The sequence below is a fragment of the Pseudomonas sp. NPDC086581 genome, from assembly GCF_044746165.1.
Classification (GTDB): domain Bacteria; phylum Pseudomonadota; class Gammaproteobacteria; order Pseudomonadales; family Pseudomonadaceae; genus Pseudomonas.
This window is the reverse complement of the sequence record NZ_JBIVBR010000011.1, coordinates 120,810-146,407: the sequence shown is the minus strand read 5'-3', so window position 1 is coordinate 146,407 and position 25,598 is coordinate 120,810. Positions and strand designations below refer to the sequence as shown.

Sequence of the window (25,598 nt, the reverse complement as noted above, 5' to 3'; positions counted from 1 at the left end):
CACCATTACGACAGAAAATCGCGTGCAGCCCATCTGCGCCAAGGCTTTTGCCTGTTTGGCACGGATGCTGCGATGGCAGCTTCGATCCCGCGCGGGATCGCCCCATTTCCGGGGAAGCTGCCGCACCGGCAACTCCCCGCCCCTGGATAGCCAAGGAGGCTGCCGCGATGAAACGTCGTCCGCTGTTGAAAAGTACGCTGGCCATGAGCGCCCTGCTGCTCACCGGTCTGTTCCCGTTCAGCTCCCAGGCCGCCGAGACCATCAAGGTCGGCATCCTGCACTCGCTGTCCGGCACCATGGCGATCTCCGAGACCTCGCTCAAGGACATGGCGCTGATGACCATCGACGAGATCAACGCCAAGGGCGGGGTGAACGGCAAGAAGCTCGAAGCGGTGGTGGTCGACCCGGCCTCCAACTGGCCGCTGTTCGCCGAGAAGGCGCGCCAGTTGCTGACCCAGGACAAGGTCGCGGTGGTCTTCGGCTGCTGGACCAGCGTGTCGCGCAAATCCGTGCTGCCGGTGTTCGAGGAGCTCAACGGTCTGCTGTTCTACCCGGTGCAGTACGAGGGTGAGGAAATGTCGCCCAACGTCTTCTACACCGGTGCCGCGCCGAACCAGCAGGCTATCCCGGCGGTGGAATACCTGATGAGCGAGGACGGCGGTGCCGCCAAGCGCTTCTTCCTGCTGGGCACCGACTATGTCTACCCGCGCACCACCAACAAGATCCTCCGCGCCTTCCTGCACAGCAAGGGTGTGGCCGACAAGGATATCCAGGAGGTCTACACGCCGTTCGGCCACAGCGATTACCAGACCATCGTCGCCGACATCAAGAAGTTCTCCGCCGGCGGCAAGACCGCGGTGATCTCCACCGTCAACGGCGACTCCAACGTGCCCTTCTACAAGGAACTGGCCAACCAGGGCCTGGAAGCCACCGAAGTGCCGGTGGTGGCCTTCTCCGTGGGCGAGGAGGAACTGCGCGGCATCGACACCAAACCGCTGGTGGGCAACCTCGCCGCGTGGAACTACTTCGAATCGGTGAAGAATCCGGAGAACAGCAAGTTTGTCGCAGACTGGAAGGCCTACGCCAAGGCCAAGAACCTGCCCAACTACAGCACTGCGGTGACCAACGACCCGATGGAGGCCACCTACGTCGGCATCCACATGTGGGCGCAGGCCGTGCAGAAGGCCGGCAGCACCGACGTCGACAAGGTCCGCGAAGCCATGGGCGGGCAGACCTTCAAGGCGCCGTCGGGCTTCACCCTGACCATGGACAAGACCAACCACCACCTGCACAAGCCGGTGATGATCGGCGAGATCGAGGATAACGGTCAGTTCAACGTGGTCTGGAAGACCCCCGAGCCGATCCGCGCCCAACCGTGGAGCCCGTTCATTCCGGGCAACGACAAGAAGCCGGATTACGCGGTGCGCAGTAACTGAGTACCCGCCTGTAAAGCCCCTCTCCTCAGCCCTCTCCCTGAAGGGAGAGGCGCAGGGAGAGGGCAAACCGCCCCACACGGCTGCCCAGGGAACTCCGAAGATGCCCACTGCCTTGCTCCACCTGCTCCGCCTCTGCGCCATGACGCTAGTCGCGCTGCTGCCGCAGCTCGCCTTCGCCGGCCCTGCACAGGATTTCGCCAGCGCCGACAACGACGCCCGCGCCAAACTGCTCGAACAATGGGCCACCGCGCCCGATGGGGATCGCTTGCCGCTGCTGGAAGCTATCCAGTCCGGCCGCCTCGCCGTCGATGCGCAGAACCGCGCCTTCCTGCTGGGCGACGACGGCCAGTACCACCCGGCCGAGGGTGGCGCCCCCGCGGTCGGCGAGCCCGACAAACTGCGCCTGAACAATCGCCTGCGCGGCCTGGTGAACACCGCCATGGCCAGCCACCAGCTGGTCGCCGACAGCGTCGAAGTGCGTCTTGAAGCCGCCCGCCAGCTGCAGAAGAGCGCCCGCCCGGCGCAACGCACACTGCTCGAATTTCGCCTCAACGAAGAATCCGACGATGGAGTAAAAGCCGCCCTGCAACTGGCCCTGGCCAACCTGCAGCTGGCCGACCCGGCCCCGGCAGTGCGCCTTTCCGCCGTGCGCCTGCTGGGTGAATCCGGCGATCCGCAGGCACGCACCCGCCTGGAGAATCTGCTCGATCCCGCCGTCGAACCCGACGACTCGGTACGCACGGCAGCCGCCACCAGCCTCGGCCAGGTCAAGCGCCGCCTGTTGATGGGCGACCTGTTCGGCCAGGCCTTCAGCGGCCTGTCGCTGGGCTCGATCCTGCTGCTCGCCGCACTGGGCCTGGCGATCACCTACGGCCTGCTCGGGGTGATCAACATGGCCCACGGCGAGATGCTGATGCTCGGTGCCTACTCCACCTACGTGGTGCAGCTGCTCTGCCAGCGTTACGCGCCCGGCGTGCTGGAGCTCTACCCGCTGCTCGCCCTGCCGGTGGCCTTCCTCGTCACCGCGTGCATCGGCATGGCGCTGGAGCGCACAGTGATCCGCCATCTCTACGGTCGACCGTTGGAAACCTTGCTCGCCACCTGGGGCATCAGCCTGGTGCTGATCCAGCTGGTGCGCGTGCTGTTCGGCGCGCAGAACGTCGAGGTGGCCAACCCGGCGTGGCTGTCCGGCGGCATCCAGGTGCTGCCCAACCTCGTGCTGCCGTGGAACCGCATCGTCATCATTGGCTTCGCGCTGTTCGTGCTGGCGCTCACCTGGCTGCTGCTCAACCGCACACGGCTGGGCCTGAACGTCCGCGCCGTCACCCAGAACCGCAACATGGCCGCCTGCTGCGGCGTACCCACCGGCCGCGTGGACATGCTCGCCTTCGGCCTCGGCTCGGGTATCGCCGGCCTCGGTGGCGTGGCGCTGTCGCAGGTCGGCAACGTCGGCCCGGACCTGGGCCAGAGCTACATCATCGACTCCTTCCTGGTGGTGGTGCTCGGCGGCGTCGGCCAGCTCGCCGGCAGCGTGCTGGCGGCCTTCGGCCTGGGCGTGGCGAACAAGATCCTCGAACCGCAGATCGGCGCGGTGCTGGGCAAGATCCTGATCCTCGCGCTGATCATCCTGTTCATCCAGAAACGTCCGCAGGGGCTCTTCGCTCTGAAAGGGAGGGTCATCGATTGAACCAGCCACTCACCGTGACGGCCGCGCAGAAGGCCGGCCCGAAACTCACCGCCGGGCTCGTCGGCGCCGCGCTCGTCGCGCTGCTGATCCTGCCGCTGCTGCACCTGCTGCCGGAGAGCCACGCGCTGCACCTCTCCGCCTATGGGCTGACGCTCACCGGCAAGATCCTCTGCTACGCCATCGTCGCGCTGGCCCTGGACCTGGTCTGGGGCTATGCCGGCCTGTTGTCGCTGGGCCACGGGCTGTTCTTCGCCCTCGGCGGTTACGCCATGGGCATGTACCTGATGCGCGAGGCGGCCGGCGACCAGTTGCCGGCGTTCATGACCTTCCTCTCCTGGACGGAGCTGCCCTGGTACTGGGCCGGCACCCAGCACTTCCTCTGGGCGCTGTGCCTGGTGGTGCTGGCGCCCGGCCTGCTGGCCCTGGTATTCGGCTTCTTCGCCTTCCGCTCGCGGATCAAGGGCGTGTACTTCTCGATCATGACCCAGGCGCTGACCTTCGCCGGCATGCTGCTGTTCTTCCGCAACGAGACGGGCTTCGGCGGCAACAACGGCTTCACCAACTTCCGCAGCATCCTGGGCTTTCCGATCACCGCGCCGGGCACCCGCGCGGCGCTGTTCATCGCCATCGTCCTGCTGCTGGCGGCGAGCCTGGCCATCGGCTTCGCCCTGGCGCGCAGCAAGTTCGGCCGGGTGCTCACCGCCCTGCGCGATGCCGAGAACCGCCTGATGTTCTGCGGCTACGACCCGCGCGGCTACAAGCTCTTCGTATGGACCCTGAGCGCGGTGCTCTGCGGTCTCGCCGGTGCGCTGTTCGTGCCGCTGGTGGGGATCATCAACCCCAGCGAAATGTCGCCGACCAACTCCATCGAGGCCGCCGTCTGGGTCGCCCTCGGCGGGCGCGGCACGCTGATCGGCCCGCTGCTCGGCGCAGGCGTGGTGAACGGCGCGAAGAGCTGGTTCACCGTGGCCTTTCCCGAGTACTGGCTGTTCTTCCTCGGCGCGCTGTTCATCGTCGTCACCCTGTACCTGCCGCGCGGCATCCTCGGCCTGATCAAGCGGGAGAAAGAGCAATGAGAGCGGTCCCCCACCTGATGCTGGAACCGGCCTACGATCCCAACCGAGACCCAGGCGCCAGCCGCGATGCCATCGGCATCGGTTCGAGCGCCAGCGGCCAGCTGGACGTGCGCCACGGCACCATCCTCACCCTGGAAGACATCAATGTCAGCTTCGATGGCTTCCGCGCCCTGCGCGACCTCACGCTGTATATCGGCGTCGGCGAACTGCGCTGCATCATCGGCCCCAACGGCGCGGGCAAGACCACGCTGATGGACGTGATCACCGGCAAGACCCGTCCGGACAATGGCAAGGCCTTCTTCGGCGAAACCCTCGACCTGACCCGCATGAGCGAGGTGGAGATCGCCCAGGCCGGCATCGGCCGCAAGTTCCAGAAGCCCACGGTGTTCGAGGCGCTCTCGGTGTTCGAGAACCTGGAGCTCGCGCAGAAGACCGACAAGTCGGTGTGGGCCAGCCTGCGGGCAAAGCTCTCCGGCGAGCAGAAGGACCGCATCGAGGAGGTGCTCACCACCATCCGCCTGCGCGAGTCGCGCAACCGCCCCGCCGGGCTGCTCTCCCACGGGCAGAAGCAGTTCCTGGAGATCGGCATGCTGCTGGTGCAGGAGCCGCAACTGTTGCTGCTGGACGAGCCGGTGGCGGGCATGACCGACGCCGAGACCGAGTTCACCGCCGAGCTGTTCAAGTCCCTCGCCGGAAAGCATTCGCTGATGGTGGTGGAGCACGACATGGGCTTCGTCGGCAGCATCGCCGACCACGTCAGCGTGCTGCACCAGGGGCACGTGCTTGCCGAGGGTTCGCTGGAGGACGTACAGGCGAATGAGCAGGTCATAGAGGTTTATCTGGGGCGCTAGTTCTGAATTGACCGCGCTCGCACCCGCGTCTGCGGCGTTGCCGGACACTTCCCCCATGCTCATTGCCAGTCGGCAACTCCGCTGGGTGAAGTATCCGGCGCCTTGCATCCACAGGCGCGATCACGGCCCTTTACAACGGCGCTCTCAAAGCCAAGAGCCTAGGAACCAATCCATGCTGCAAGTCGACAAACTGCACCAGTACTACGGCGGCAGCCACATCCTGCGTGGCCTGTCATTCGACGCGAAGATCGGCGAGGTCACCTGCCTGCTCGGACGCAACGGCGTGGGCAAGACCACCCTGCTGCGCTGCCTGATGGGCCTGGTGCCGGCCAAGGATGGCAAGGTCAGCTGGGAGGGCAAGCCGATCACCGGTTTCAAGCCGCACCAGCGCGTGCACGCCGGCATCGCCTACGTGCCCCAGGGGCGGGAAATCTTTCCTCGTCTCACCGTGGAAGAAAACCTGCTGATGGGCCTGTCGCGGTTCAGCGCCGGCGAAGCCAAGGCCGTGCCGGAGTTCATCTATGAGTTGTTCCCGGTGCTGCGGGAGATGAAGCAGCGTCGCGGCGGCGACCTCTCCGGCGGCCAGCAGCAACAGCTCGCCATCGGCCGCGCACTGGCCAGCCGGCCGCGCCTGCTGATCCTCGACGAGCCCACCGAAGGCATCCAACCCTCGGTAATCAAGGAGATCGGCGCGGTGATCCGCAAGCTCGCCGAACGTGGCGACATGGCCATCCTGCTGGTGGAGCAGTTCTACGATTTCGCCGCCGAGCTGGCCGACCAGTACCTGGTGATGTCCCGTGGCGAGATAGTCCAGCAGGGCCGCGGCGCAGACATGGAAAGCGACGGTGTACGTGGATTGGTGACGATCTGAGCCGACCTGTCGGCGGGTTCGCCAGCAAGCTCGTGAGACGACCTGTCACTGGCGAATGATGGCAGCGGGTGGCAAGCTGCCAGGCCCCGTATTCGTTTTTCCTGGAGCCTCCCATGCCGATCACCCTGCGCCCCGCCGTCAACGACGACGCCGGATTCGCCGCGGTCTGCGTGGCGGCAGCCTACGCCCAGTGGATTCCCAAGCTGGGCCGCAAGCCAGGGCCGATGCTCGACGACTACCACGCGGTGATCGCCGAGGACCGCGTGCTGATCGCCGAACAGGACGGCGCGCCAGTCGGCCTGCTGGTGATGCGCGAGACCGACGAGGGCTTCCTGCTCGACAACATCGCTGTGCTACCCGAGTGCGCAGGGCAAGGCATCGGCCGCGAACTGCTGGTGCATGCCGAAGAGGCTGCCGTGCAACTGGGCTACCAGTCGCTGTACCTCTACACCAACGAGCGCATGGTGGAAAACATCGAGTTGTACGCGAAGAACGGCTACCAGGAATATGCGCGCCGGCTGGAAAACGGCTTCCGCCGCGTATACATGCGCAAGCAGCTGGGCTGAGCCCCCACGGCCTGGCGGTCCTACAGGAAAATCCGCACCAATGCGGTGCGCCGAACCCCTCAATGCACCGCAACCGCGCCCATACCTGACCGATCGGACAATCGTCTCGACTGTCGTCGAACCCGCGCCGACGCTGTCTTGCCGCACGTCTGGAGAGCACCACGCACTATCCTGGCGCATCCCGGCACGCTGCTTGCTCTGTCCTGAGCATCCCTGGTTTTGCAGCTGCCCATGAACGCACCGGCCATCCTTTTCCACCCCGCCTGGCACGCCGAGCTGGAGCTGGCCTATGCCCGCACCGGCGACAGCACGCGGCCAGTCACCCGGCGTCACCTCGGGCCGCTGCGGGTGCAGAAGCACCTGTACGCGGAAGGGCCGCAGGTTTGCCAACATATCGTCGTGCATCCGCCCGGTGGTATCGCCGGTGGCGATACGCTCGACATCGATATCCATGCCAGCCAGGACAGCTGGGTACAGCTCACCAGCCCCGGCGCTGCCAAGTGGTACCGCGCCGGCTGCCCGGCGAAGCAGCAGCTGGACATCCGCGTTGGCCCTGGCGCCACGCTGGAATGGCTGCCGCAGGAAACCATCGTCTACTCCGGCGCGCAGGCCGAGCTGACGACTCGCATCGACCTCGAAGCCACCGCCCGGCTGTTCTACTGGGACGTCGTCGCCCTCGGCCGCCCAGCCAGCCGCGAGCGCTTCGAAGACGGCCACTTCGCCGCCGCTCTGGACATCCGCCGAGACGGCCAGCGCCTGTGGCACGAGCGCCAGCGCGTGACCGGCAACGACCGCCTGCTCGACTCACCCATCGGCCTTGCCGGCCACCCAGTGATGGCGACGCTGATCGCCAGCGGACAGATCGACGCGACGCTGATCGAAGCCTGCCGCGCCATCCCCTGCCAGGGGCGCGGCAACCTCACCCAACTGCCCGGCCTGGTAGTCGCCCGCTGCCTCGCCCATGAGGCGCTGCACGCCCGTGCCTGGCTCATCGAACTCTGGCGCCGGTTGCGGCCGGCGCTGCTCGGCCGCGAGGCCGTTCCTCCCCGTATCTGGAGCACCTGAGATGGATTTGACCCCTCGCGAGAAGGACAAGCTGCTGATCTTCACCGCCGGCCTGGTCGCCGAGCGCCGCCTCGCCCGTGGTGTAAGGCTCAACTACCCGGAGGCCGTGGCACTGATCTCCGCAGCCCTGCTCGAAGGCGCGCGGGATGGCCAGACGGTCGCCGACCTGATGCACTACGGCACCACGCTGCTGACCCGTGAACAGGTGATGGAGGGCGTGCCGGAAATGATCCCGGAGATCCAGGTGGAAGCCACTTTCCCGGACGGCACCAAGCTGGTCACTGTGCACCAGCCCATCGCCTGATCGCGCACGCTCAACCGGCGGCGCAAAGACTATGGCCGATGAAGCGTGCCGCTTCATTCGCCCTGCGAACCTGAGGAACCGACATGCTCATCCGCGACGCCAGCCAAGCCGACCTCGGCAGTCTGCGCGACATCTACAACGACGCCGTGCTCAACACCACCGCGATCTGGAACGAGGTCGCCATCGACCTGGAGAACCGCCGCGTCTGGCTGGAAATGCGCACGCAGCAGGGCTTCCCGGTGCTGGTGGCCGAGGACGGCGGCGAAGTGGTCGGGTACGCCAGCTACGGCCCATGGCGCGCCTTCGACGGCTTCCGCGAGACGGTCGAGCACTCGGTCTACGTGCGTGCCGACCAGCGCGGCAAGGGCCTCGGTCCGCTACTGATGCAGGCGCTGATCGAGCGCGCCCGCGTCCAGGGCCTGCATGTGATGGTCGCGGCCATTGAAAGTGACAACACGGCGTCGATCCGCCTGCACGAACGCCTGGGCTTCGCTACCACCGGGCAGATGCCGCAGGTGGGCCAGAAGTTCGGACGCTGGCTGGACCTGACCTTCATGCAACTGATCCTCGACCCACGGAGCTCCCCATGATCCCTGGCGAATACGACATCCAGCCCGGCGAGATCGAACTCAACGCCGGCCGTCGCACCCTCGCGCTGACGGTGGCCAACAGCGGCGACCGACCGATCCAGGTCGGCTCGCACTACCACTTCTTCGAGACCAACGATGCGCTGCTGTTCGACCGCAACGCCGCGCGCGGCATGCGCCTGAACATCCCGGCAGGCACCGCCGTGCGCTTCGAGCCGGGGCAGAGCCGCGAGGTGGAGCTGGTCGAACTGGCCGGCGACCGCAAGGTTTATGGATTTGCCGGACGGGTGATGGGCTCTTTGTGACTTCGTGCCACGGCCAGGACCCTCTCTCTAGCCCTCTCCCTGAAGGGAGAGGGCTAGAGAGAGGGTTAAGCCCCACGTACAAAGCCCAGGAAGAAAACGAATAACGCCAACCGCCAAGGAGCCCCGATGAAAATAAGCCGCCAAGCCTACGCCGACATGTTCGGCCCCACCGTCGGCGACCGCGTGCGCCTGGCCGATACCGGTCTGTGGATCGAGGTGGAGCAGGACTTCACCGTCTACGGCGAGGAAGTGAAGTTCGGCGGCGGCAAGGTCATCCGCGACGGCATGGGCCAGAGCCAGCTGTGCGCCGCGCAGGTCGTCGATACGGTGATCACCAACGCGCTGATCCTCGACCACTGGGGCATCGTCAAGGCCGACGTCGGCCTCAAGCACGGGCGCATTGCTGCCATCGGCAAGGCCGGCAACCCGGACATCCAGCCCGGCGTGACCATTGCCCTGGGCGCCAGCACCGAAGTGATCGCCGGCGAGGGCATGATCCTTACCGCCGGCGGCATCGACACGCACATCCACTTCATCTGTCCGCAACAGATCGAAGAGGCACTGATGAGCGGGGTCACCACCATGATCGGTGGCGGCACCGGGCCGGCCACCGGCACCAACGCCACCACCTGCACCTCCGGTCCCTGGCACATGGCGCGCATGCTCCAGGCCGCGGATGCCTTCCCGATGAACATCGGCTTCACCGGCAAGGGCAACGCCAGCCTGCCGCTGCCGCTGGAAGAACAGGTGCGCGCCGGTGCCATCGGCCTGAAGCTGCACGAGGACTGGGGCACCACCCCGGCGGCCATCGACAACTGCCTGACCGTGGCCGACCGCCTCGACGTGCAGGTGGCGATCCACACCGACACGCTAAACGAATCCGGCTTCGTCGAAACCACCCTCGCCGCCTTCAAGGGCCGCACCATTCACACCTACCACACCGAGGGCGCCGGTGGCGGCCACGCGCCGGACATCATCAAGGCCTGCGGCTTCGCCAACGTGCTGCCCAGCTCGACCAACCCGACCCGGCCCTTCACCCGCAACACCATCGATGAACACCTGGACATGCTCATGGTCTGCCACCACCTGGACCCGAGCATCGCCGAAGACGTGGCCTTCGCCGAATCACGCATTCGCCGCGAGACCATCGCCGCCGAGGACATCCTCCACGACCTCGGCGCCTTCAGCATGATCAGCTCCGACAGCCAGGCCATGGGCCGCGTCGGCGAGGTCATCACACGCACCTGGCAGACCGCCGACAAGATGAAACAGCAGCGCGGCGCACTGGACGGCGACGGCGCGCGCAACGACAACTTCCGCGCGAAACGCTATATCGCCAAGTACACCATCAACCCGGCGATCACCCACGGCGTGGCCCATGAAGTGGGCAGCATCGAAGTGGGCAAGCTGGCCGACCTGGTACTCTGGCGCCCGGCCTTCTTCGGCGTGAAGCCAAGCCTGATCCTCAAGGGCGGCGCCATCGCCGCCAGCCTGATGGGCGACGCCAACGCCTCGATCCCGACACCGCAACCGGTGCACTACCGGCCGATGTTCGCAAGCTACGGCGGCAGCCGCCACGCCACCTGCCTGACCTTCCTCAGCCAGGCGGCATTCGAGCTCGGCGTGCACCACGAGCTGGGCCTGCACAAGGCCATCGGCGTGGTGAAGGGCTGCCGCACGGTGCAGAAAACCGACCTGATCCACAACGCCTACCTGCCGCACATCGAGGTCGATGCGCAGAACTATCAGGTACGCGCGGATGGGCAGTTGCTCTGGTGCGAACCGGCTGAGGTGCTGCCGATGGCGCAGCGGTACTTCCTCTTCTGACCCATTCCAACTACTAACGGCGAACCGGTGCGCAATGCCCGGTCCGGCGTTTGTCCATTGCGATAAATCAAGCTTCTCTCGTTCCCCTGCTCTGCTCCAGGCCGATTGAGATTCGTCTTATTCGGCTAGCTGAACGCTTTCTGAACAATGAGTCCACTGATCCGACGCGCCCCCTCCGCAGCGGATTGGGCAGGGCTCGAACATTTACGGCCTTGCCCTCCCCAGGCCTGACTCGTCAGGCGCCATCGTCCAGCGAAAGCAGGAACCGATCCGCAAGCCAGCTCTTGCGATCACCAGCCAAGAACGGCTCCAGGCGCTGGAAACATGCCCCGAATCGTCACGTGGCGACGGAGGCAAGGAGGTTTGCAATGCGCTTCAAGAAGACTCTGTTGGCCGCCCATATCGCCTTGGCCGCCAGCATGCTCGCCCACAGCGGCGGCGCCACCGCGGGCTCCTGTGCCGCAAATGGCACGACCCTCAACTGCACGACCACCATCTACTGGGCACCCGGCGATACATCGACCTACGAGAAAATCGTGATCGACACCACGGGTGAAGATCAGTCCTTCACGCCCACCGGCTTCGGCATCTATGGCAACAGCTCGAAGTACAACCTCAAGGACGTGTCGATCACCACCGCATCCAGCAAATCGGACGCGATCCAGGCCAACAACGGCGGCAGCAAGATCAACATCGAGAAGCTGCACATCGTCACCAAGGGCAGCTCGGCCGATGGCATCAACGTCACCGAGAACGCGCTGAACTCCGAGGTACGGGTCGGTGACGGAGCCATCATCACCGCCGAAGGTTCGGGCATGGGCGTACGCGCCAACACATCGAAGAACGGTGGCAAGAACCTCATCGAGCTGGGCAGCGGTGCACAGATCACCACCAACGGCAGCGGCGCCAACTCGCTGGATGGTACGGGATACGCGGTCTACGCCGGCAACCGCTCGCTGTCGGCCAACACCTACTGGGGCGACGCAGAGGTGATCCTCGGCGACGGCAGCACCATTGTCTCCAAGGGCAGCTCCGCGCACGCGGTGTATGCCAATCGCGGCGGCGTGATTCGCCTGGGCGATACCAGCATCACCACCGAAAAGACCAACGCCTACGGCATCTATGCCCAGACGGCAGCGGACAAGAACGGCGATCGCGGTGGGCAGGTGTACTTGCAGGGCGATACCAGCGTCACTGTCGCAGACGGCAATCGCGCGCTCTACGCTTCCGGAGCAGATTCGCTCATCCGCTCGGAAGCCGCCTCCGTGTATCACCTCGACAGCAGCGCTGCAGCCGATGCACAGAACCGCAAGGGCATGTGGCTGTATGCCGATAAGACCGGCGTCATCGACCTGAACATGGCCGCCGGCTCCTACCTCAACGGCACCACCAGCACCGCCACCGACGGCGTGATCAACCTGGCGATGGACGGCGCGAGCAGCCACTGGTTCATGACCGGCAACTCCAACCTCACCAACCTGGCTCTCACCGACGGAGCCCAACTGGTCTACGACCGCCACGACGAACACGGTGCCTACACCTACAAGACCCTGACAGTGGATGGCGACTTCAGCGGCGGCGGCCACCTGGTGATGAACACCTATCTGGGTGACGACACCTCCGAGACCGACAAGCTGGCGGTGGCCGGTAACACCTCGGGCGAGACCCGCGTGACCGTCAACAATACCGACGGCCCCGGCGCCGAGACCCTGGAAGGCATCCAGATGATCACCGTCGGCGGTACCTCGGCCGGCGAGTTCAAATCCGACCGGGTGACCGAGGGCGGCTACGAGTACATGCTGCGCCGCGGCGGCAGCTTCGTCGGCTCGACCGGCGCGGACAGCGACTGGTACCTGACCTCGTACAGGCCGACCGAACCAGAGCCGGAAGATCCCGATCCTGTCGACCCAGGCCCCGAAGACCCCGGTCCCGTCGATCCCGGTCCCGAAGACCCAGGTCCCGTTGATCCGGGTCCGGAAGATCCCGGCCCGGTCGATCCGGGCCCGACCGCCCCGGTGCCGGAGAAACCCACTCCCAACGACAAGGACCGCGTGCGCCAGCCCGAAGGCGGCAGCTACACCGCCAACCTCGCGGCGGCCAACACAATGTTCCTGCACCGCCTGCATGACCGCACCGGCAACCTGACCTACGTCGATCCGGACACCGGCAAGCAGGTCACCTCGATGCTCTGGATGCGCAACGTCGACGGCTCCAGCCGTTGGGAAGACAACAGCGGGCAACTGAAGACCGAATCCAACCGCTACGTGCTGCAACTGGGCAGCGACCTGTACCGCAAGCAGACCGACAACGGCGACTGGGTCGTCGGCGTGATGGCCGGCTACGCCAACGGCAACTCCACGACCAAGTCGCGCATCACCGGCTACAGCTCGCGCGGCGAGATCGACGGCTACAGCCTGGGCGTCTATGGCACCTGGTACGAGAACAAGGACGATGAAAACGGCGCCTACGTCGACAGCTGGATATTGTGGAATGATTTCGATGCCGAAGTTCGCGGCGAGCAACTGGCCAAGGAGACATACGGCGCCAAGGGCATCACCGCTTCCATCGAGGCCGGCAAAACCTTCACCGTGGCGAAGACCGAAAGCGCCAGCTACTACGTCCAGCCGCAGGCACAGGTCGTCTACATGGGCGTGAAGGCCGACAGCCACCGCGAGGCCAATGGCACCAAGGTCACCGGCCAGGGCGACGGCAACATCATGACCCGGCTTGGTGCCCGCGCCGCCGTGCGCAGCAACAAGGAAGGCGGCTTCGCCAACACCTATGGTGTGGAGCCCTATGTGGAAACCAACTGGATCCATAACACCGACGACTTCGGCGCGAAGATGGGCAGCACCAAGTTCGAAATGGACGGCGCCAGCGACATCTTCGAAGTCAAACTCGGCGCCACCAGCAAGGTGAACAGCCGGGTCAACGTCTGGGGTGAAGTGGGCAAACAGTTCGGCGACAACGGCTACCGCGACCAGGCGGTGACGCTGGGCCTGAAGGTCAACTTCTGACCCCGCCGTGAACCAGGGCCGCCGCAGCGAACTGCGGCGGCCTTTTTTCATGCGCACCGCGAACTGCTGTACAGGCGCTGTCGCCCACTCGCGATCAAACAAGTCGACGTCAACGCGACGCTCCTGACTATTCGATCAATTTTTTTCTCGCCGCCCCGGTCGCGCAGCACGAGCTGCTATGCTTCGCAGCTCGAAGAAAAGGTGGACCCGCGATGACGGCGATGACTTCGCAACCGAACGAACGCCCGGGCATCTCGCCCGCGCTGGCTGCCTTGCGCGCCGCCACCCATGAACTGCATGCCGACCTCGACAGCCGTTCGCCGCTTACCTGCGCACTGACCCGTGCCGACTACCTCGACCACGCTGCACGCGTGCTGGGCTGGATGCGGCCGCTGGAGCAAGCTCTCTGGCCACACTGGCCCGACGCCGAAGATGCACTCCTGCGTCGCGGCAAGAGCCGATGGCTGGAAGCCGACCTGCAGGCAGGCCCGCAGGTCACCGCCGACCGGCCCGACTGCCCCGCTGCACCGGTGGCGAACAACCTCGCCGAAGCCTTCGGCATCGCCTATGTCGCTGAGGGCGCTACCCTAGGCGGACGGGTGCTCTACAAGCGCCTCAAGGCCCCTCTCGAACCTCTTCCACTGCGCTGGCTGCAAGGCTACGGCGAACACACCGGCGAGCGCTGGGCCGCCTTCCAGCGCCTGCTGGCCGAGCATGTCACCACGCCGGAAGAGATTGCCCTCGCCCAGGCTGCCGCGGTGCGCGCCTTCACCTCGTTCCGCGACTGGGTGCTGGACACCGCACCGCGCCGGGCGGTCCCGACATGAGCGAACAGACGGTCACCCTCGCCAACTGCGAGGACGAACCCATCCATGTGCCCGGCGCGATCCAGCCCCACGGCGCGCTGATCGCCCTCGACGAGCAGGGCAACGTGCTCGGCTTCAGCGACAATCTCGGCACCCTGCTGGGCATCGCCCCGACGCTGGGCGAGCCGCTGGCGGAGGCCGACGTCGGCCCCGGCGTGCTGGCAATGCTCGCCCAAGGGCTCAGCGACGAAGTTCCCTGGGTCAACAGTGTGGAAGCGCGGATCAACCGGCGCTTCTTCGACGTGATCGGCCACAGCCATGACGGCGTGCGCTACCTGGAATTCGAGCGGCGCGCCGCCGGCACCGCGTCCTTCACCACCTTCGCCCTCAACGCCCAGCGCCTGGTCAGCCAGCTGCAGCTGCGCAACGACGTAGAGAGTCTGCTGGTCAGCGTCACCGAGGAAGTGCGGCGGATGACCGGCTACGACCGCGTCATGGCCTACCGCTTCAACGAGGACGACTCCGGTGAAGTGGTCGCCGAATCCCGCCGCGAGGACCTGGAAAGCTACCTGGGCCAGCGCTACCCGGCCTCGGACATTCCCGCCCAGGCGCGGCGCCTGTACCTGCAGAATCCGGTGCGCCTGATCGGCGATGCGGCCTACCAGCCGGTGGCCGTGCGCCCCACGCTGAACCCGCGCAGCGGCAAGCCGTTCGACCTGAGTTTCAGCACCCTGCGCAGCGTCTCGCCGATCCATTGCGAGTACCTCGCCAACATGGGCGTGCGCGCCTCGATGAGCATTTCCATCGTGGTCGGCGGGCGCCTGTGGGGGCTGTTCTCCTGTCACCACATGAGCCCGAAGGTAGTACCTTATCCGATCCGCATGTCCTTCCAGGTGTTTTCCCAGGTGTGCAGCGCCATGGTCGAGCGCCTGGAGCAGAGCCGCGTCAGCGAACTGCTGCGCCAGGCCTCCGAGCGCCAGCAGGCGCTGCTGCGCCGCACCCGCGACTCCGACGACCTGCTCAGCGCCCTGTCGCGCCCCGGCGCCAACATCGCCGACCTGCTGCCGTGCGATGGCGCGGTGGTGATGCTCGGCGGGCGCGCCAGCAGCATCGGTGGTGACTTCGACGACCTGGCAGTGGCGATCGTCGCCCAACTGCAGCAGAACGAGGAGCTGGATCTGTTCCACAGCGACCAGCGCCTCGTACTGCCCAACGATCTGCACGACCCACGCTATTGCGGCGTCATGGCCATCCGTTTCCATCGCCAGGAGTCGGGCTGGATCGTCTGGCTGCGCCTGGAGCAGGTACATCGCATCCGCTGGGGCGGCAAGCCGGAGAAAATCATCAAGACCGGGCCCTCCGGAGCGCGCCTGACTCCCCGCGGCTCGTTCGAAGCCTGGGAGGAAGTGGTTCGCGGGCGCTCCATGCCCTGGACCGGCATCGACCTCTCCATCGCCGAGAAGCTGCGCACTGAACTGGTGGAGCTGTGCCTGAACCGGGCCGGCGAAATCGACCGCATGCGCCAGCGCCTGATCGCCGTACTCGGCCACGACCTGCGCAACCCGCTGCAATCGATTTCCATGGCGGCAGCGATGCTTTCCTCCAGCGACGTGCGCAACGCCGAATTGCGCCAGCACATCACCTATTCCAGCACCCGTATGGAACGCCTGATCAGCCAGATACTGGAAATGAGCCGGCTGCAGAGCGGCGCGGGAATGACGGTGAAGCCGGTGGCCGCCGACCTCTCGCGACTGGTGCGCGACATCGTCCAGGAAACCGACGTGGCCTATCCCGGCCTGTCCATCGAGACCGCCATCGAGGATGACGTACAGGCGCAGGTCGACCCGGACCGCTATCTGCAGGTGATCGCCAACCTGTTGAGCAACGCCCGCCACCATGGCCGTCCCGGTCGCCCGGTGCTGGTGGAGCTGCGCCGCCAGGATGAACTGGCGCGGCTGAGCATCCTCAACGAAGCCGAAGCGCTGGACGAGCCGCGCATCGCCAACCTCTTCGAGCCGTTCAAGCAGGACGTCGGTGGCCATGGCCGCAACAAGAGCGGGCTGGGCATCGGCCTGTACATCTCCCAGGCCATCGTCAGCGCCCACGGCGGCCGCATCGAGGTGGAGCAGGCCGACGGCATCATCACCTTCAGCGTACTGGTGCCGCTCGATCCGGGCACACGCCTGTAGAAGCGTGCCATGCGCGCGATCTCGGGCATGGCTCGCTGACAGTGGTACTCCAGGGCTCGGAACTGCCTTCAGCCTGGCTGCGGACCCCGCCCCTGAGCGAGAAGGGACCGTTCGGTGCAGGATGAAACTACCGCATCAGCCGGCACAATCTGCTCCCTCTCTCTCGGGGAGAGGGCTGGGGTGAGGGGGAAACGTCGGCACAAACTCGCCGGAAAGCAGACAAGTGCTCTTACAAGGGAACTCCAGGCTCGCCAGCAATACCGCGATTCAAAAAATCGAAACGGCGCCCAAGGGCGCCGTTTTCATATCCAGCCAAAGTGCGTCAGCGCAACTGGCTGTCCTTACTGCCGCGGCGGTTGTAGCCGGCGTAGTTGGCCTGCTCCTTGTCGTGCTCGGCCTGGCACTTCACGCACAGGCGCACGCCGGGGATAGCCTTGCGCCGCGCCTCGGGGATAGGCGCATCGCATTCCTCGCAATGGGTCAGACTCTGGCCCTTGGGCATCTGGTTGCGCGCCCGTGCGATGGCGTCCTCGATGGTGCTGTCGATCTGCTCCTGAACCGCTCCGTCGTTTGCCCAGCCGCTGGCCATGGCAACCTCCCGTGGAATAGTCGTGTCTTCCAGAAGATATGCAGGGCGGCATTGGTGATTGCAAGGGCGATGGCGCGCTAAGCGACGAACGCGTCGCTGGTGAACCAGATACGTCTGATGGTCCGCACAGGCATGCCTGCCGAGAATTGGGAGACCTTTGACTATCGGAACCCCGCCATGCGCCAAGCCTGCACCCTGATCGCCAGCCTCCTGCTCGCCGGCCTGTTGCCGCGCGCCGCCAATGCCGACGCCGTGGATGCCGGCCTGCGCGACATGGAGCGCTACCTGCTGCTGTACAGCGCCACCGGCGATGATCGTTTCCTCACGCGGCTGGATGGCCTCGCGCCAAGCTTCGAGCAGCAGCTGTCACAGCAGAAGAATGCGGCCAACCTGAAGGACCTCTGGCAGCTCTATCGACAAACACTGGAGCAGGTGCGCGCGGCTTACTCGCAGAAGGACGTGGACCTGCAAAACGCAGTCGCGCAGACACGAGATGTGGCCGGATTGTTCGACACCTTCATCCTCGCGCGGGAGCCGGTGCGACAGGGGCTTGAAGACGAATTGCGCGAGCTGGCGCTACTGGAGGCGCGGCGGGCCAACGGGCGTTTGCTGGGGAAGGAAAGCGGGGAGGATGCGGCACGCATCGGGGAACTGCAGGTACAGATCGGCGAACGTCTGGCGGCGCTACCCGCCGGTGCCAGCCGGGACTCCCTGCTCTCGCGCTGGAGCTACCTGCGCAAGGCGGAGAAACCCGAAGGCACTCTGCTCTATCCCTTCAACGCCCAGGTCGAATACCTGCTGGCGCATCTACCGCGTCGCTGAGCGGCCCAGAGCAGAAAAGAACAGAACAGGCGGTTCTACTCTTTGACTTCCATGTATTCGCGCGCCCAGATCTGGTACTCCTCGGGCAGCGTGTATTTCTTGGCCAGCTCCGAAGCGGTCAGGTCGGAGGCATGCACGCCGCGCTGCTCGCGCAGGCAGTCGTAGGTGGCCTTGATCGCCGCGAAGTAGGCGGCATGACCGTCGACCACGATGCGCACGCCCAGCTCGGCCAGGCGCGCGTCGTCGCGCAGCTCGGGGTTGCCGTAGGAGACCAGCATCAGCGGCACGGACAGGTGGCGGGAGATGGCTTCCAGGTGATCGAAGTCGCGGATGCCGACCATGCAGATGCCGTCGGCGCCAGCGGCCTGGTAGGCCAGGGTGCGGCGGATAACATCGTCCACTTCCAGCACTTCGGCGTTGGTGCGGGCGATGATCGCCATTTCCGAATCGATGCGCGCTTCCAGCGCCGCGCGGATCTTGCCGACGCCTTCCTCGACCGGGATCAGGTCGGTGGACTTGCGGCCGAACTGCGCCGGCAGCAGGGTGTCCTCGATGGTCAGCGCGGCCACGCCAGCGCGCTCCAGCTCGACGATGGTACGCATGGTGTTGAGCGCGTTGCCGTAGCCGTGGTCGGCATCGGCGATCACCGGCAGGCGGGCGACACGGCCGATGCGGGTGGCCTGCTCGGTGAATTCGCTCAGGGTGATCAGCGCGAAATCAGGCGCCGCCAAAACTTGTAGTGAAGCTACAGAACCGCCCAGGATGCCCACTTCGAACCCCAAGTCGCCGGCGATGCGCGCGGACATTGGATCGAACACCGAAGCGGTGTGATAGCAGGCTGAAGAATTCAGTAAGGCGCGGAAATCCTTGCGCAATTCGTGGAAGGAGGCTCTGTGCATGGTGGGATCCAACTGCTTGTACGGGTGGGAGAACGGAAATCAGATAGTGGATAACTCTTGTAGGAAAACTACAGGAACACAATGTAGCAAAACTACAAGCTACTCCCCAAGCCCTCTTTGCCACCATAGCCTTCCGACGGATACCCTGATTTTCCCAAAGCGCTCGCGTACACTGCGCGGCCGTTTTTTCTCCGGACATCCTGCACCATGTTCCCGACCACTGCGGCCCGCGCCCTGGGCATCGACTTCGGCACCTCCAACTCCACCGTCGGCTGGTGGCGCCCGGACGCCGAACCGCTGATCGCCCTGGAAGACGACAAGATCACCCTGCCCTCGGTGATCTTCTTCAACGTCGAGGAACGCCGTCCGGTTTACGGCCGCCTGGCCCTGCACGAATACCTGGAAGGCTATGAAGGCCGCCTGATGCGTTCGCTGAAAAGCCTGCTGGGCTCCTCGCTGCTGAAAAGCGAGACCACCGTGCTGGGCAGCGCCATGCCGTTCAAGGACCTGCTAGGGCTGTTCATCGGCGAGCTGAAGAAGCGCGCCGAAGCGGTCGCCGGTCGCGAGTTCGATTCCGTGGTGCTGGGTCGTCCGGTGTTCTTCGTCGACGATGATCCCAAGGCCGACCAGGAAGCGCAGGACACCCTGGTGGCCGTGGCGCAGAAGCTCGGCTTCAAGGACGTGTCCTTCCAGTACGAACCGCTCGCCGCAGCCTTCGACTACGAGCGCAGCATCGAGCGCGAAGAGCTGGTGCTCATCGTCGACATTGGCGGCGGTACCTCGGACTTTTCTCTGGTGCGCCTGTCACCAGAGCGCCGCGAAGTGGCCGACCGCCAGGGCGATATCCTCGCCACCGGCGGCGTGCACATCGGCGGTACCGACTTCGACAAGCAACTGAGCATCCAGGGCGTGATGCCGCTGTTCGGCTACGGCAGCAAGATGAAGAGCGACGCCTTCATGCCCACCAGCTACCACCTCAACCTCGCCACCTGGCACACCATCAACGCGGTATACGCGCAGAAGTCCCAGCTGGCGCTGCAGAACATGCGCTACGACATCGTCGACGCCACCGGCATCGATCGCCTGTTCAAGCTCATCGAGCAGCGCGCCGGCCACTGGCTGGCGATGCAGGTGGAAGCCAGCAAGATCGAACTGTCCGACACCGAGCGCCGCGACATCGACCTGACACGCGTCGAGCCGGGCCTGGTCGCCGAGCTGAGCCGCGAGCTGTTCGAAGGCGCCATCGGCCCGCTGCTGGAGCGCGTGCGCGGCAGCATCAGCGACCTGCTGAATTCCGCCGACGTGGACCCGACGCGGGTCGACACCGTGTTCTTCACCGGTGGCTCCTCCGGCGTGCCGGCGCTGCGCCAGAGCGTGGCGGTGATGCTGCCCAACGCCTGTCACGTCGACGGCGACCGTTTCGGCGGGATCGGCAACGGCCTGGCCATCGAGGCGATGAAGCGCTACGGCTGAGCAGCCGCTCACTGACGGACATGCCGCCATGCGCTAGTGTGGCGGTAATACCCCTCGCGCCCGGAGTCCGCCATGCGCACCGTCCAACTGGCCAGCCTGCTGTTCCTGTCCGCCGCCCTTTCCGCCTGCGGACTGGGCGAGACCGCCGCCACCGCGGCCACCACCGCCAACCTGCAGGCCCAGCAGGCGCAACAGGCGCAGCAGCAGATGCAGCAGCTCAAGCAGCAGGTCGATGCGGCCAACGCGCAGAACCAGCAGCGCCTCGACGACGCCATCAAGGAAGCCGAGTAAGCGCGGCCTCGCGCAGATTTCTTGAACGCCGCGGCATGGCCTAGGCTCCAAGTTGAGCGAGTGAGTTGCTCAACCAAGGAGAACACCATGTACAAGCGATCACTGCTGGCGCTGCTGGTACTGGCTTCGGTGGCGGGCTGCGCGTCCACCAAGGTGCAGAACCCGGTCAACTACATCACCTATCGCGATGAGCCGCTGGTGCGCAACGTCGAGAAAGGGATGAGCCAGGAAGAAGTCCTGAAGATCGGCGGCACCCCATCGGCAACCCAGAAGCGCCTCATGAAGCCGGGCAGCTGCAACAGCTACATCCTCAGCAAGGACGGGCAGCAACAGCCCTTCTACGTGAGCTTCGACGGCAGTGGCCGGGTGGACGGATCGGGCTTCATGACCTGTTCCGAACTGGATCGCCACGAGCGCGACTACCAGCCGTGAGGGCGTTTGCTCCGTGACGACAAGGCCCTCGCCCAACGGCGGGGGCCTTTTTCATTAGGCCGTCGCCACGATCGCCCACGCCGGGGATATTCCCGCTACACGATGGCCGTCTATCATCCCTGCAGCCATCTCAGGAGTCGCCCATGAAATACCGCATCATCGAACTGCCCGCCTTCGAAGTAGTGGGCATGGACTACCGCGGCAGTGCGCCGGGCGACAGCATCGGCCAGCTGTGGCAGCGCTTCCTGCCACGCGAACAGGAAGTCGCGGCCAGCACGACGGACAAGACCGCCTATGGCGTCTGCACCCAGCTGCCGGGCGGCGAGTTCCACTACATCGCCGGCCTGCCGGTGGACGCCGGCGCGGCCGTACCAGAGGGCATGATCAGCTTCGCTGTGCCTGCGCAGAAGTACGCGGTGTTCACCCACATCGGCCCGGTCAGCGCCATCGCCGACAGTTTCCAGGCCATCTATTCCAGCCTGCTGGCCCGCCACGGTCTGGAGCCGAAGAAAGGCGTGGACCTGGAGCGCTACACCGAGCGCTTCCTCGGCCCGCAGGACCCGGCCTCGGAAACCGATCTGTACGTGCCGATCTACTGATCAGCCGGTAGCCAGCAGTGCGCATACCCCGTACCGGGTTATGCGCCCTACGCACTGGCGTCACCGGCAGGTGCTCATTTGCCCTTCGTGGGCGCTTTCGCCGGCTGCTTCATCTGCTCCAGCAGGGCGGCGCACTGATTGTCGTCCTGCTTGCTCGGCGCGATCAGCGCCAACAGCGCAGCCGCAGGGGCCACAGCCACGCCCAGGGCGACCATCCCCGCGCCGCGCGCGGCCAGTGGCAATACATGCACACCCGCCTTCGGGTTCTTGAAGGTGCCCTGCACATAGAGTGGCGAGCGCAGGGAGAAGATGCGCACGCCCTTGCTCTGCGGAGTGATGTCCAGGTCCAACTGCTCGGTGGCGAAGTTGGCCGTGCCGTCCACCGTGATGATCGCGTTCTCGGTGTCGAAGGCGAACACCCGCGGTTTGGCCAGACCGTCGGCGATGCCCACGTCGGCGGCGGCGCAATTGATCTTCACCTCGTCATCGCCGAACAGCTTGTTCACCACGTAGTTGCCCACGTTGAGCCCGGCAATTTCCATAAGGCTGCGACTGATGCGCCCGTCGTTGATCAGCAGCTTCATCTCGCCGTTGGCGCCCGCGAGGATGGTTGCCACCGAATTGCCGGTGCCGCTGATGGCCGCGTCGCCGTTCAGCTCGCCGAAGCTCGACTGCATCGGCGCGAAGCTGGGGAACAGCTCCTTGAGCTTGAAACTGCGCGCCTGTAACTGGACCTTGCTCTGCAGCGGCGTCTTGCCGCCGTCCAGGCGGATGTGCGAATCCAGCGTGCCGCCGGCCACGCCGAAGCGCAGCGGCTCCAGGGTGAGCAGGCCGTCATTGAGCACCAGGTGGGTATAGAGGTCGCTGATCGGCAGCTTGTCGCTGTGGACGATGCGCTTGCCGGTGAACTCCACGTCGGCGTCCATGGCGCGCCAGCGGTCAGTGCGGAACTCCTCCACCGGCAGCACCTTGTCCGCCGGCTGACGGGTGCTCTGGCCACGCGCCTGCTTCTCCTTGTTGGAGTCGGCGCCGATCAGCGGACCGAGGTCGGCCATGCGCAGCTGGTCCGAGCGCAGCTTGCCGGAGAGCTTGGGCCGCGGCTGGCGATTGACGAACACCAGGTCGCCATGCAGATCGCTGTCGCCGACCTTGCCGTTGAAGTTCTCATAGTGGAACTGCGCGCCGGCCGAATCGTGTAACTCGGCTTTCAGACGGCCGTCGGTCTCGTAGGCCGGCGTATCGGGCAGGGTCACGCCGGTGAGTGGGAAGAGATTGGCCATGCTGGTGCCAGCCAGCTTCAGGCGCAGGTCCAGCGCGCCGAGATTCAGCGGGTCGACCAGCGTGCCGACGATGCTCGCGCGGGTGCTCCCGGCGGAGACATCAGCCTGCACCGGGAAGGGCTTGGCAGCATTCTGCAGGGCAAGCATGCCGCCGACCTTGCCCGAGCCGTTGAGCGGCAGCCCCTTGTACTGGCCCTTGAGCTTCCAGCCGAACACATAGTCCTGGGTCTCAGCCTTGTCACCGCCGGCCAGCGCCTTGCCTGCGAGTTCGCCAAACGGCACCGGCTTGCCGAGCGGGTCCACCAGCAGCTCCAGGCGGGTCTTCAGGTGCTGATCATCGAGGGTGACGCTGCCCTTGTCGAAGCCGATCTCGCCGATATCCAGCTTCCAAGACGACTGCTCGGGCGGGGCGTTGGGGTCTTCTTCCTTTTTCGGCAGTTCGAAGGTCCAAGTTGCGCGCCCATCCGCGAGCCGCAGCAGATCGGCGCTGGGGCGGGTGAGGACGATCTGCGGGATATTCACGGTCTGCCACAGCAGCGGCAGCGGGGCGAGGCGGAATTCCACCTTTTCCAGGCTGGCAAAGTTCGTCGAACGCGTCTTGCCAGCGGCCCATTCGGGATTGCCCAGGGTGATGTCCGCCGCGCTGAAGTGCGGCCATGGCACATAGGCACGCCAACCGCCCTCTTCCGGCTCGGTGCGCCAGAACACCTGCAGGTCGCCATTGATGGCGAAGGGGCGTCCCAGCTCGGCCGAGACTTTCTCATTGATGGTCGGCTTCACGCGGTTCCAGTCGAAGGTGGCGATGAACACCACCAGCGCGGCGATCACCGCGATGAAACCCGTGAAGCTCCAGAGGCAGATTCTTTTCCCGCGCGTCATACCTGAACTCCCTGCTTGCCGCGTCGGTGGAAGCAGCGACGTCCCCACGCCGCTGCCGGTCATCATCGGCCGCCTGAGCATGCCGGGCCGGCATTCTCCCTTGGCCTGTCGTCTTGGACCAGCATAGCGAGGTGATGGCTCCCGCAATCTGCGGGGCAATTCTGAGCAGCGGCGCTCCAGGCAAAAAAAACCAAACTTTCCCGATGACCTGCGACTCACACCCTTGTGACCCGAACACGCCGCGCGCCACCGCAGCGCCGGCCCGCAACAAGGCCCGCCGTAAGGAGACATCTGATGAACCAGGCACAACTGACCGACGTCCAGACCCTGCGCCAGAGGGCGCGCCAGAACATCGAGGATGGCGCAGTGACCGAGGGCTACCATGCCGACCGCAAGACCGTGCTGCGTCTGCTCAACGAGTCGCTGGCCACCGAACTGGTCTGCTACCTGCGCTACAAGCGCCACTACTTCATGGCCACCGGACTGAAGGCCAGCGTGGCCGCCGCCGAATTCCTCGAGCACGCCACCCAGGAGCTGCAGCACGCCGACCAACTGGCCGAGCGCATCATGCAGCTGGGCGGCGAGCCGGACTTCAACCCCCAAGGCCTGACAGAACGCTCCCACGCCGAATACGTGGCCGGCGCCAACCTGCGCGAGATGATCACCGAGAATCTGGTGGCGGAACGCATCGCAGTCGACAGCTACCGCGAGATCGTCGTCTACCTGGGTGATGACGACCCGACCACGCGCCGCCTGTTCGAGGAGATCCTCGCCCAGGAGGAGGAGCACGCCGACGACATGGCCGACCTCCTGCAGGATCTCAAGTAACCCCTTTCCATTGCCCTGATCGATGCCCGGCTCCGGCCGGGCGTCGTGCTTTCGGGCTCCGCCATACGGCCAAAACCCGCATCCCAGAGCCCTTGAGCCAGGATTATTCGATCAATACATCGAATAATAAGATATTAACAATCACACCAATACCGGCCATCGAAGGCGTTGATATAAGTCATCTTTCATAATTAACTATATGATTTTAAATGAAAAATTAAACAATCATCGACATCGATAGCGACTATCTTCCAGCATCGTTTTCCAATCGATAATCCAGAACAGATACTGAGTCCGTGTCCAACGAACTCCCCACTCTTTCTGGAGCCGCATCATGAAACGCACCCTCGTACTTGGCTTTGCCCTCTCCGTACTTGCTGCCAATGCCGCTTTCGCCGGCTCCCAGCAGGAATCCCCAGTGATCAACGCCAGCCAGACCCAGATCCTGGTTCAGGACGGCGCCGAACGCAGCCTGGGTCAGCAGCAGAAACTACTGGACGCGGCCAAGGCCCGTATCGCCGAAAACGGCTCCAGCCAGTCGGTCGATCGCCTGCTCCAGAAAATGAACGTGGCCGAGAATGGCTCCAGCCAGACCGTCGACCGTCTGCACAAGCAACTGGGCGTGGCTGAAAACGGTTCGAGCAAGACCATCGACCGCCTGCACAGCGAGATGAGCGTTGCCGAAAACGGTTCGAGCAAGTCGGTTGATCGCCTGCACCAGGCAATGAACGTCGCCGAGAACGGCTCCAGCCAGACCGTCGACCGCCTGCACAAGCAACTGGGCGTGGCTGAAAACGGTTCGAGCAAGACCATCGACCGCCTACACAGCGAGATGAGCGTTGCCGAAAACGGTTCGAGCAAGTCGGTTGATCGCCTGCACCAGGCAATGAACGTCGCCGAGAACGGCTCCAGCCAGACC

General features: G+C 65.2%; 24 protein-coding genes. 21 read left to right on the top strand and 3 right to left on the bottom strand.

What is annotated here, in order from left to right; translation table 11 throughout:
- The first annotated feature begins 167 nt into the window (after positions 1–167).
- The 14 genes from urtA (at position 168) to ACIPK7_RS22000 (ending at position 16,587) form a co-directional block, all read left to right on the top strand.
- On the top strand, positions 168–1,436 hold the full coding sequence (gene urtA / locus ACIPK7_RS22065; protein ID WP_081515601.1) for an urea ABC transporter substrate-binding protein: 1,269 nt from the start codon (positions 168–170) through the stop codon (positions 1,434–1,436).
- 100 nt (positions 1,437–1,536) lie between these two features.
- Positions 1,537–3,123 (top strand): urea ABC transporter permease subunit UrtB, encoded by a 1,587-nt coding sequence (gene urtB, locus ACIPK7_RS22060; RefSeq protein WP_401090179.1) that lies wholly within the window; start codon positions 1,537–1,539, stop codon positions 3,121–3,123.
- The gene (urtC, locus tag ACIPK7_RS22055) at positions 3,120–4,199 is read left to right on the top strand and encodes an urea ABC transporter permease subunit UrtC (RefSeq protein ID WP_192434255.1); all 1,080 of its coding nucleotides are present in this window, start codon (positions 3,120–3,122) and stop codon (positions 4,197–4,199) included. Before urtB ends, urtC begins: the two co-directional genes overlap by 4 nt.
- On the top strand, positions 4,196–5,050 hold the full coding sequence (gene urtD, locus ACIPK7_RS22050; RefSeq protein WP_192434253.1) for an urea ABC transporter ATP-binding protein UrtD: 855 nt from the start codon (positions 4,196–4,198) through the stop codon (positions 5,048–5,050). Before urtC ends, urtD begins: the two co-directional genes overlap by 4 nt.
- 172 nt (positions 5,051–5,222) lie before the next feature.
- The gene (gene urtE, locus ACIPK7_RS22045) at positions 5,223–5,921 is read left to right on the top strand and encodes an urea ABC transporter ATP-binding subunit UrtE (RefSeq protein WP_138214099.1); all 699 of its coding nucleotides are present in this window, start codon (positions 5,223–5,225) and stop codon (positions 5,919–5,921) included.
- A 113-nt stretch (positions 5,922–6,034) separates the two neighbouring features.
- Positions 6,035–6,487 carry a GNAT family N-acetyltransferase gene (locus tag ACIPK7_RS22040; RefSeq protein ID WP_138214098.1) on the top strand — a complete coding sequence of 151 codons (453 nt, stop codon included), beginning with the start codon at positions 6,035–6,037 and terminating at the stop codon, positions 6,485–6,487.
- A 231-nt stretch (positions 6,488–6,718) separates the two neighbouring features.
- Positions 6,719–7,552, top strand: coding sequence for an urease accessory protein UreD (locus ACIPK7_RS22035; RefSeq protein ID WP_192434249.1), 834 nt, complete (start codon positions 6,719–6,721; stop codon positions 7,550–7,552).
- Position 7,553: 1 nt separating this feature from the next.
- The gene (locus tag ACIPK7_RS22030; protein ID WP_192434248.1) at positions 7,554–7,856 is read left to right on the top strand and encodes an urease subunit gamma; all 303 of its coding nucleotides are present in this window, start codon (positions 7,554–7,556) and stop codon (positions 7,854–7,856) included.
- A gap of 83 nt (positions 7,857–7,939) precedes the next feature.
- Positions 7,940–8,446 (top strand): GNAT family N-acetyltransferase, encoded by a 507-nt coding sequence (locus ACIPK7_RS22025; protein ID WP_192434246.1) that lies wholly within the window; start codon positions 7,940–7,942, stop codon positions 8,444–8,446.
- A complete protein-coding gene (locus ACIPK7_RS22020) occupies positions 8,443–8,748 on the top strand; it encodes an urease subunit beta (RefSeq protein WP_192434244.1) in 306 nt (101 codons plus the stop codon). The genes ACIPK7_RS22025 and ACIPK7_RS22020 overlap by 4 nt, the downstream gene beginning before the upstream one ends.
- A gap of 126 nt (positions 8,749–8,874) precedes the next feature.
- Positions 8,875–10,575, top strand: coding sequence for an urease subunit alpha (gene ureC / locus ACIPK7_RS22015; RefSeq protein WP_401090175.1), 1,701 nt, complete (start codon positions 8,875–8,877; stop codon positions 10,573–10,575).
- 368 nt (positions 10,576–10,943) lie between these two features.
- Complete coding sequence (locus tag ACIPK7_RS22010; protein WP_401090173.1) at positions 10,944–13,592, top strand: autotransporter outer membrane beta-barrel domain-containing protein; 2,649 nt, start codon at positions 10,944–10,946, stop codon at positions 13,590–13,592.
- Positions 13,593–13,813: 221 nt separating this feature from the next.
- On the top strand, positions 13,814–14,419 hold the full coding sequence (locus ACIPK7_RS22005) for a biliverdin-producing heme oxygenase (protein WP_401090171.1): 606 nt from the start codon (positions 13,814–13,816) through the stop codon (positions 14,417–14,419).
- Positions 14,416–16,587: a GAF domain-containing protein gene (locus tag ACIPK7_RS22000; RefSeq protein WP_401090169.1), complete on the top strand. Its 2,172-nt coding sequence runs from the start codon at positions 14,416–14,418 to the stop codon at positions 16,585–16,587. Before ACIPK7_RS22005 ends, ACIPK7_RS22000 begins: the two co-directional genes overlap by 4 nt.
- A 322-nt stretch (positions 16,588–16,909) precedes the next feature.
- Here the strand turns inward: ACIPK7_RS22000 and ACIPK7_RS21995 are convergent, their stop codons facing one another.
- A complete protein-coding gene (locus tag ACIPK7_RS21995; RefSeq protein ID WP_401090167.1) occupies positions 16,910–17,176 on the bottom strand; it encodes a DksA/TraR family C4-type zinc finger protein in 267 nt (88 codons plus the stop codon).
- 177 nt (positions 17,177–17,353) lie between these two features.
- Between ACIPK7_RS21995 and ACIPK7_RS21990 the strand changes: the two genes are divergently transcribed.
- Positions 17,354–17,998, top strand: coding sequence for a hypothetical protein (locus ACIPK7_RS21990; protein WP_401090165.1), 645 nt, complete (start codon positions 17,354–17,356; stop codon positions 17,996–17,998).
- Positions 17,999–18,033: 35 nt separating this feature from the next.
- On the opposite strand, the gene ACIPK7_RS21985 is transcribed toward ACIPK7_RS21990, so the two are convergent.
- Positions 18,034–18,897, bottom strand: coding sequence for an oxaloacetate decarboxylase (locus ACIPK7_RS21985; protein ID WP_017518216.1), 864 nt, complete (start codon positions 18,895–18,897; stop codon positions 18,034–18,036).
- A 207-nt stretch (positions 18,898–19,104) separates the two neighbouring features.
- Here ACIPK7_RS21985 and ACIPK7_RS21980 point away from each other — a divergent pair, with 207 nt between their 5' ends.
- From ACIPK7_RS21980 to ACIPK7_RS21965, 4 genes are all read left to right on the top strand, one after another.
- Entirely contained in the window at positions 19,105–20,370 is a 1,266-nt protein-coding gene (locus tag ACIPK7_RS21980) for an Hsp70 family protein (RefSeq protein ID WP_401090163.1), read from the top strand.
- Between the two features lie 72 nt (positions 20,371–20,442).
- Positions 20,443–20,661, top strand: a complete 219-nt coding sequence (locus tag ACIPK7_RS21975; protein ID WP_401090161.1) for a hypothetical protein — start codon at positions 20,443–20,445, stop codon at positions 20,659–20,661.
- Positions 20,662–20,748: 87 nt separating this feature from the next.
- Positions 20,749–21,093: an osmotically-inducible lipoprotein OsmE gene (gene osmE, locus ACIPK7_RS21970; protein ID WP_151188470.1), complete on the top strand. Its 345-nt coding sequence runs from the start codon at positions 20,749–20,751 to the stop codon at positions 21,091–21,093.
- Between the two features lie 143 nt (positions 21,094–21,236).
- Positions 21,237–21,692 (top strand): GyrI-like domain-containing protein, encoded by a 456-nt coding sequence (locus ACIPK7_RS21965; protein WP_401090159.1) that lies wholly within the window; start codon positions 21,237–21,239, stop codon positions 21,690–21,692.
- Positions 21,693–21,766: 74 nt separating this feature from the next.
- On the opposite strand, the gene ACIPK7_RS21960 is transcribed toward ACIPK7_RS21965, so the two are convergent.
- Positions 21,767–23,851, bottom strand: coding sequence for an AsmA family protein (locus ACIPK7_RS21960; protein WP_401090157.1), 2,085 nt, complete (start codon positions 23,849–23,851; stop codon positions 21,767–21,769).
- 294 nt (positions 23,852–24,145) lie between these two features.
- Here ACIPK7_RS21960 and ACIPK7_RS21955 point away from each other — a divergent pair, with 294 nt between their 5' ends.
- Together ACIPK7_RS21955 and ACIPK7_RS21950 are read left to right on the top strand one after the other, a co-directional pair.
- Positions 24,146–24,679, top strand: a complete 534-nt coding sequence (locus tag ACIPK7_RS21955; RefSeq protein WP_401090155.1) for a bacterioferritin — start codon at positions 24,146–24,148, stop codon at positions 24,677–24,679.
- Between the two features lie 334 nt (positions 24,680–25,013).
- Positions 25,014–25,598 (top strand): hypothetical protein (locus ACIPK7_RS21950; protein ID WP_401090154.1); only part of this gene is annotated, 585 nt, incomplete at its 3' end.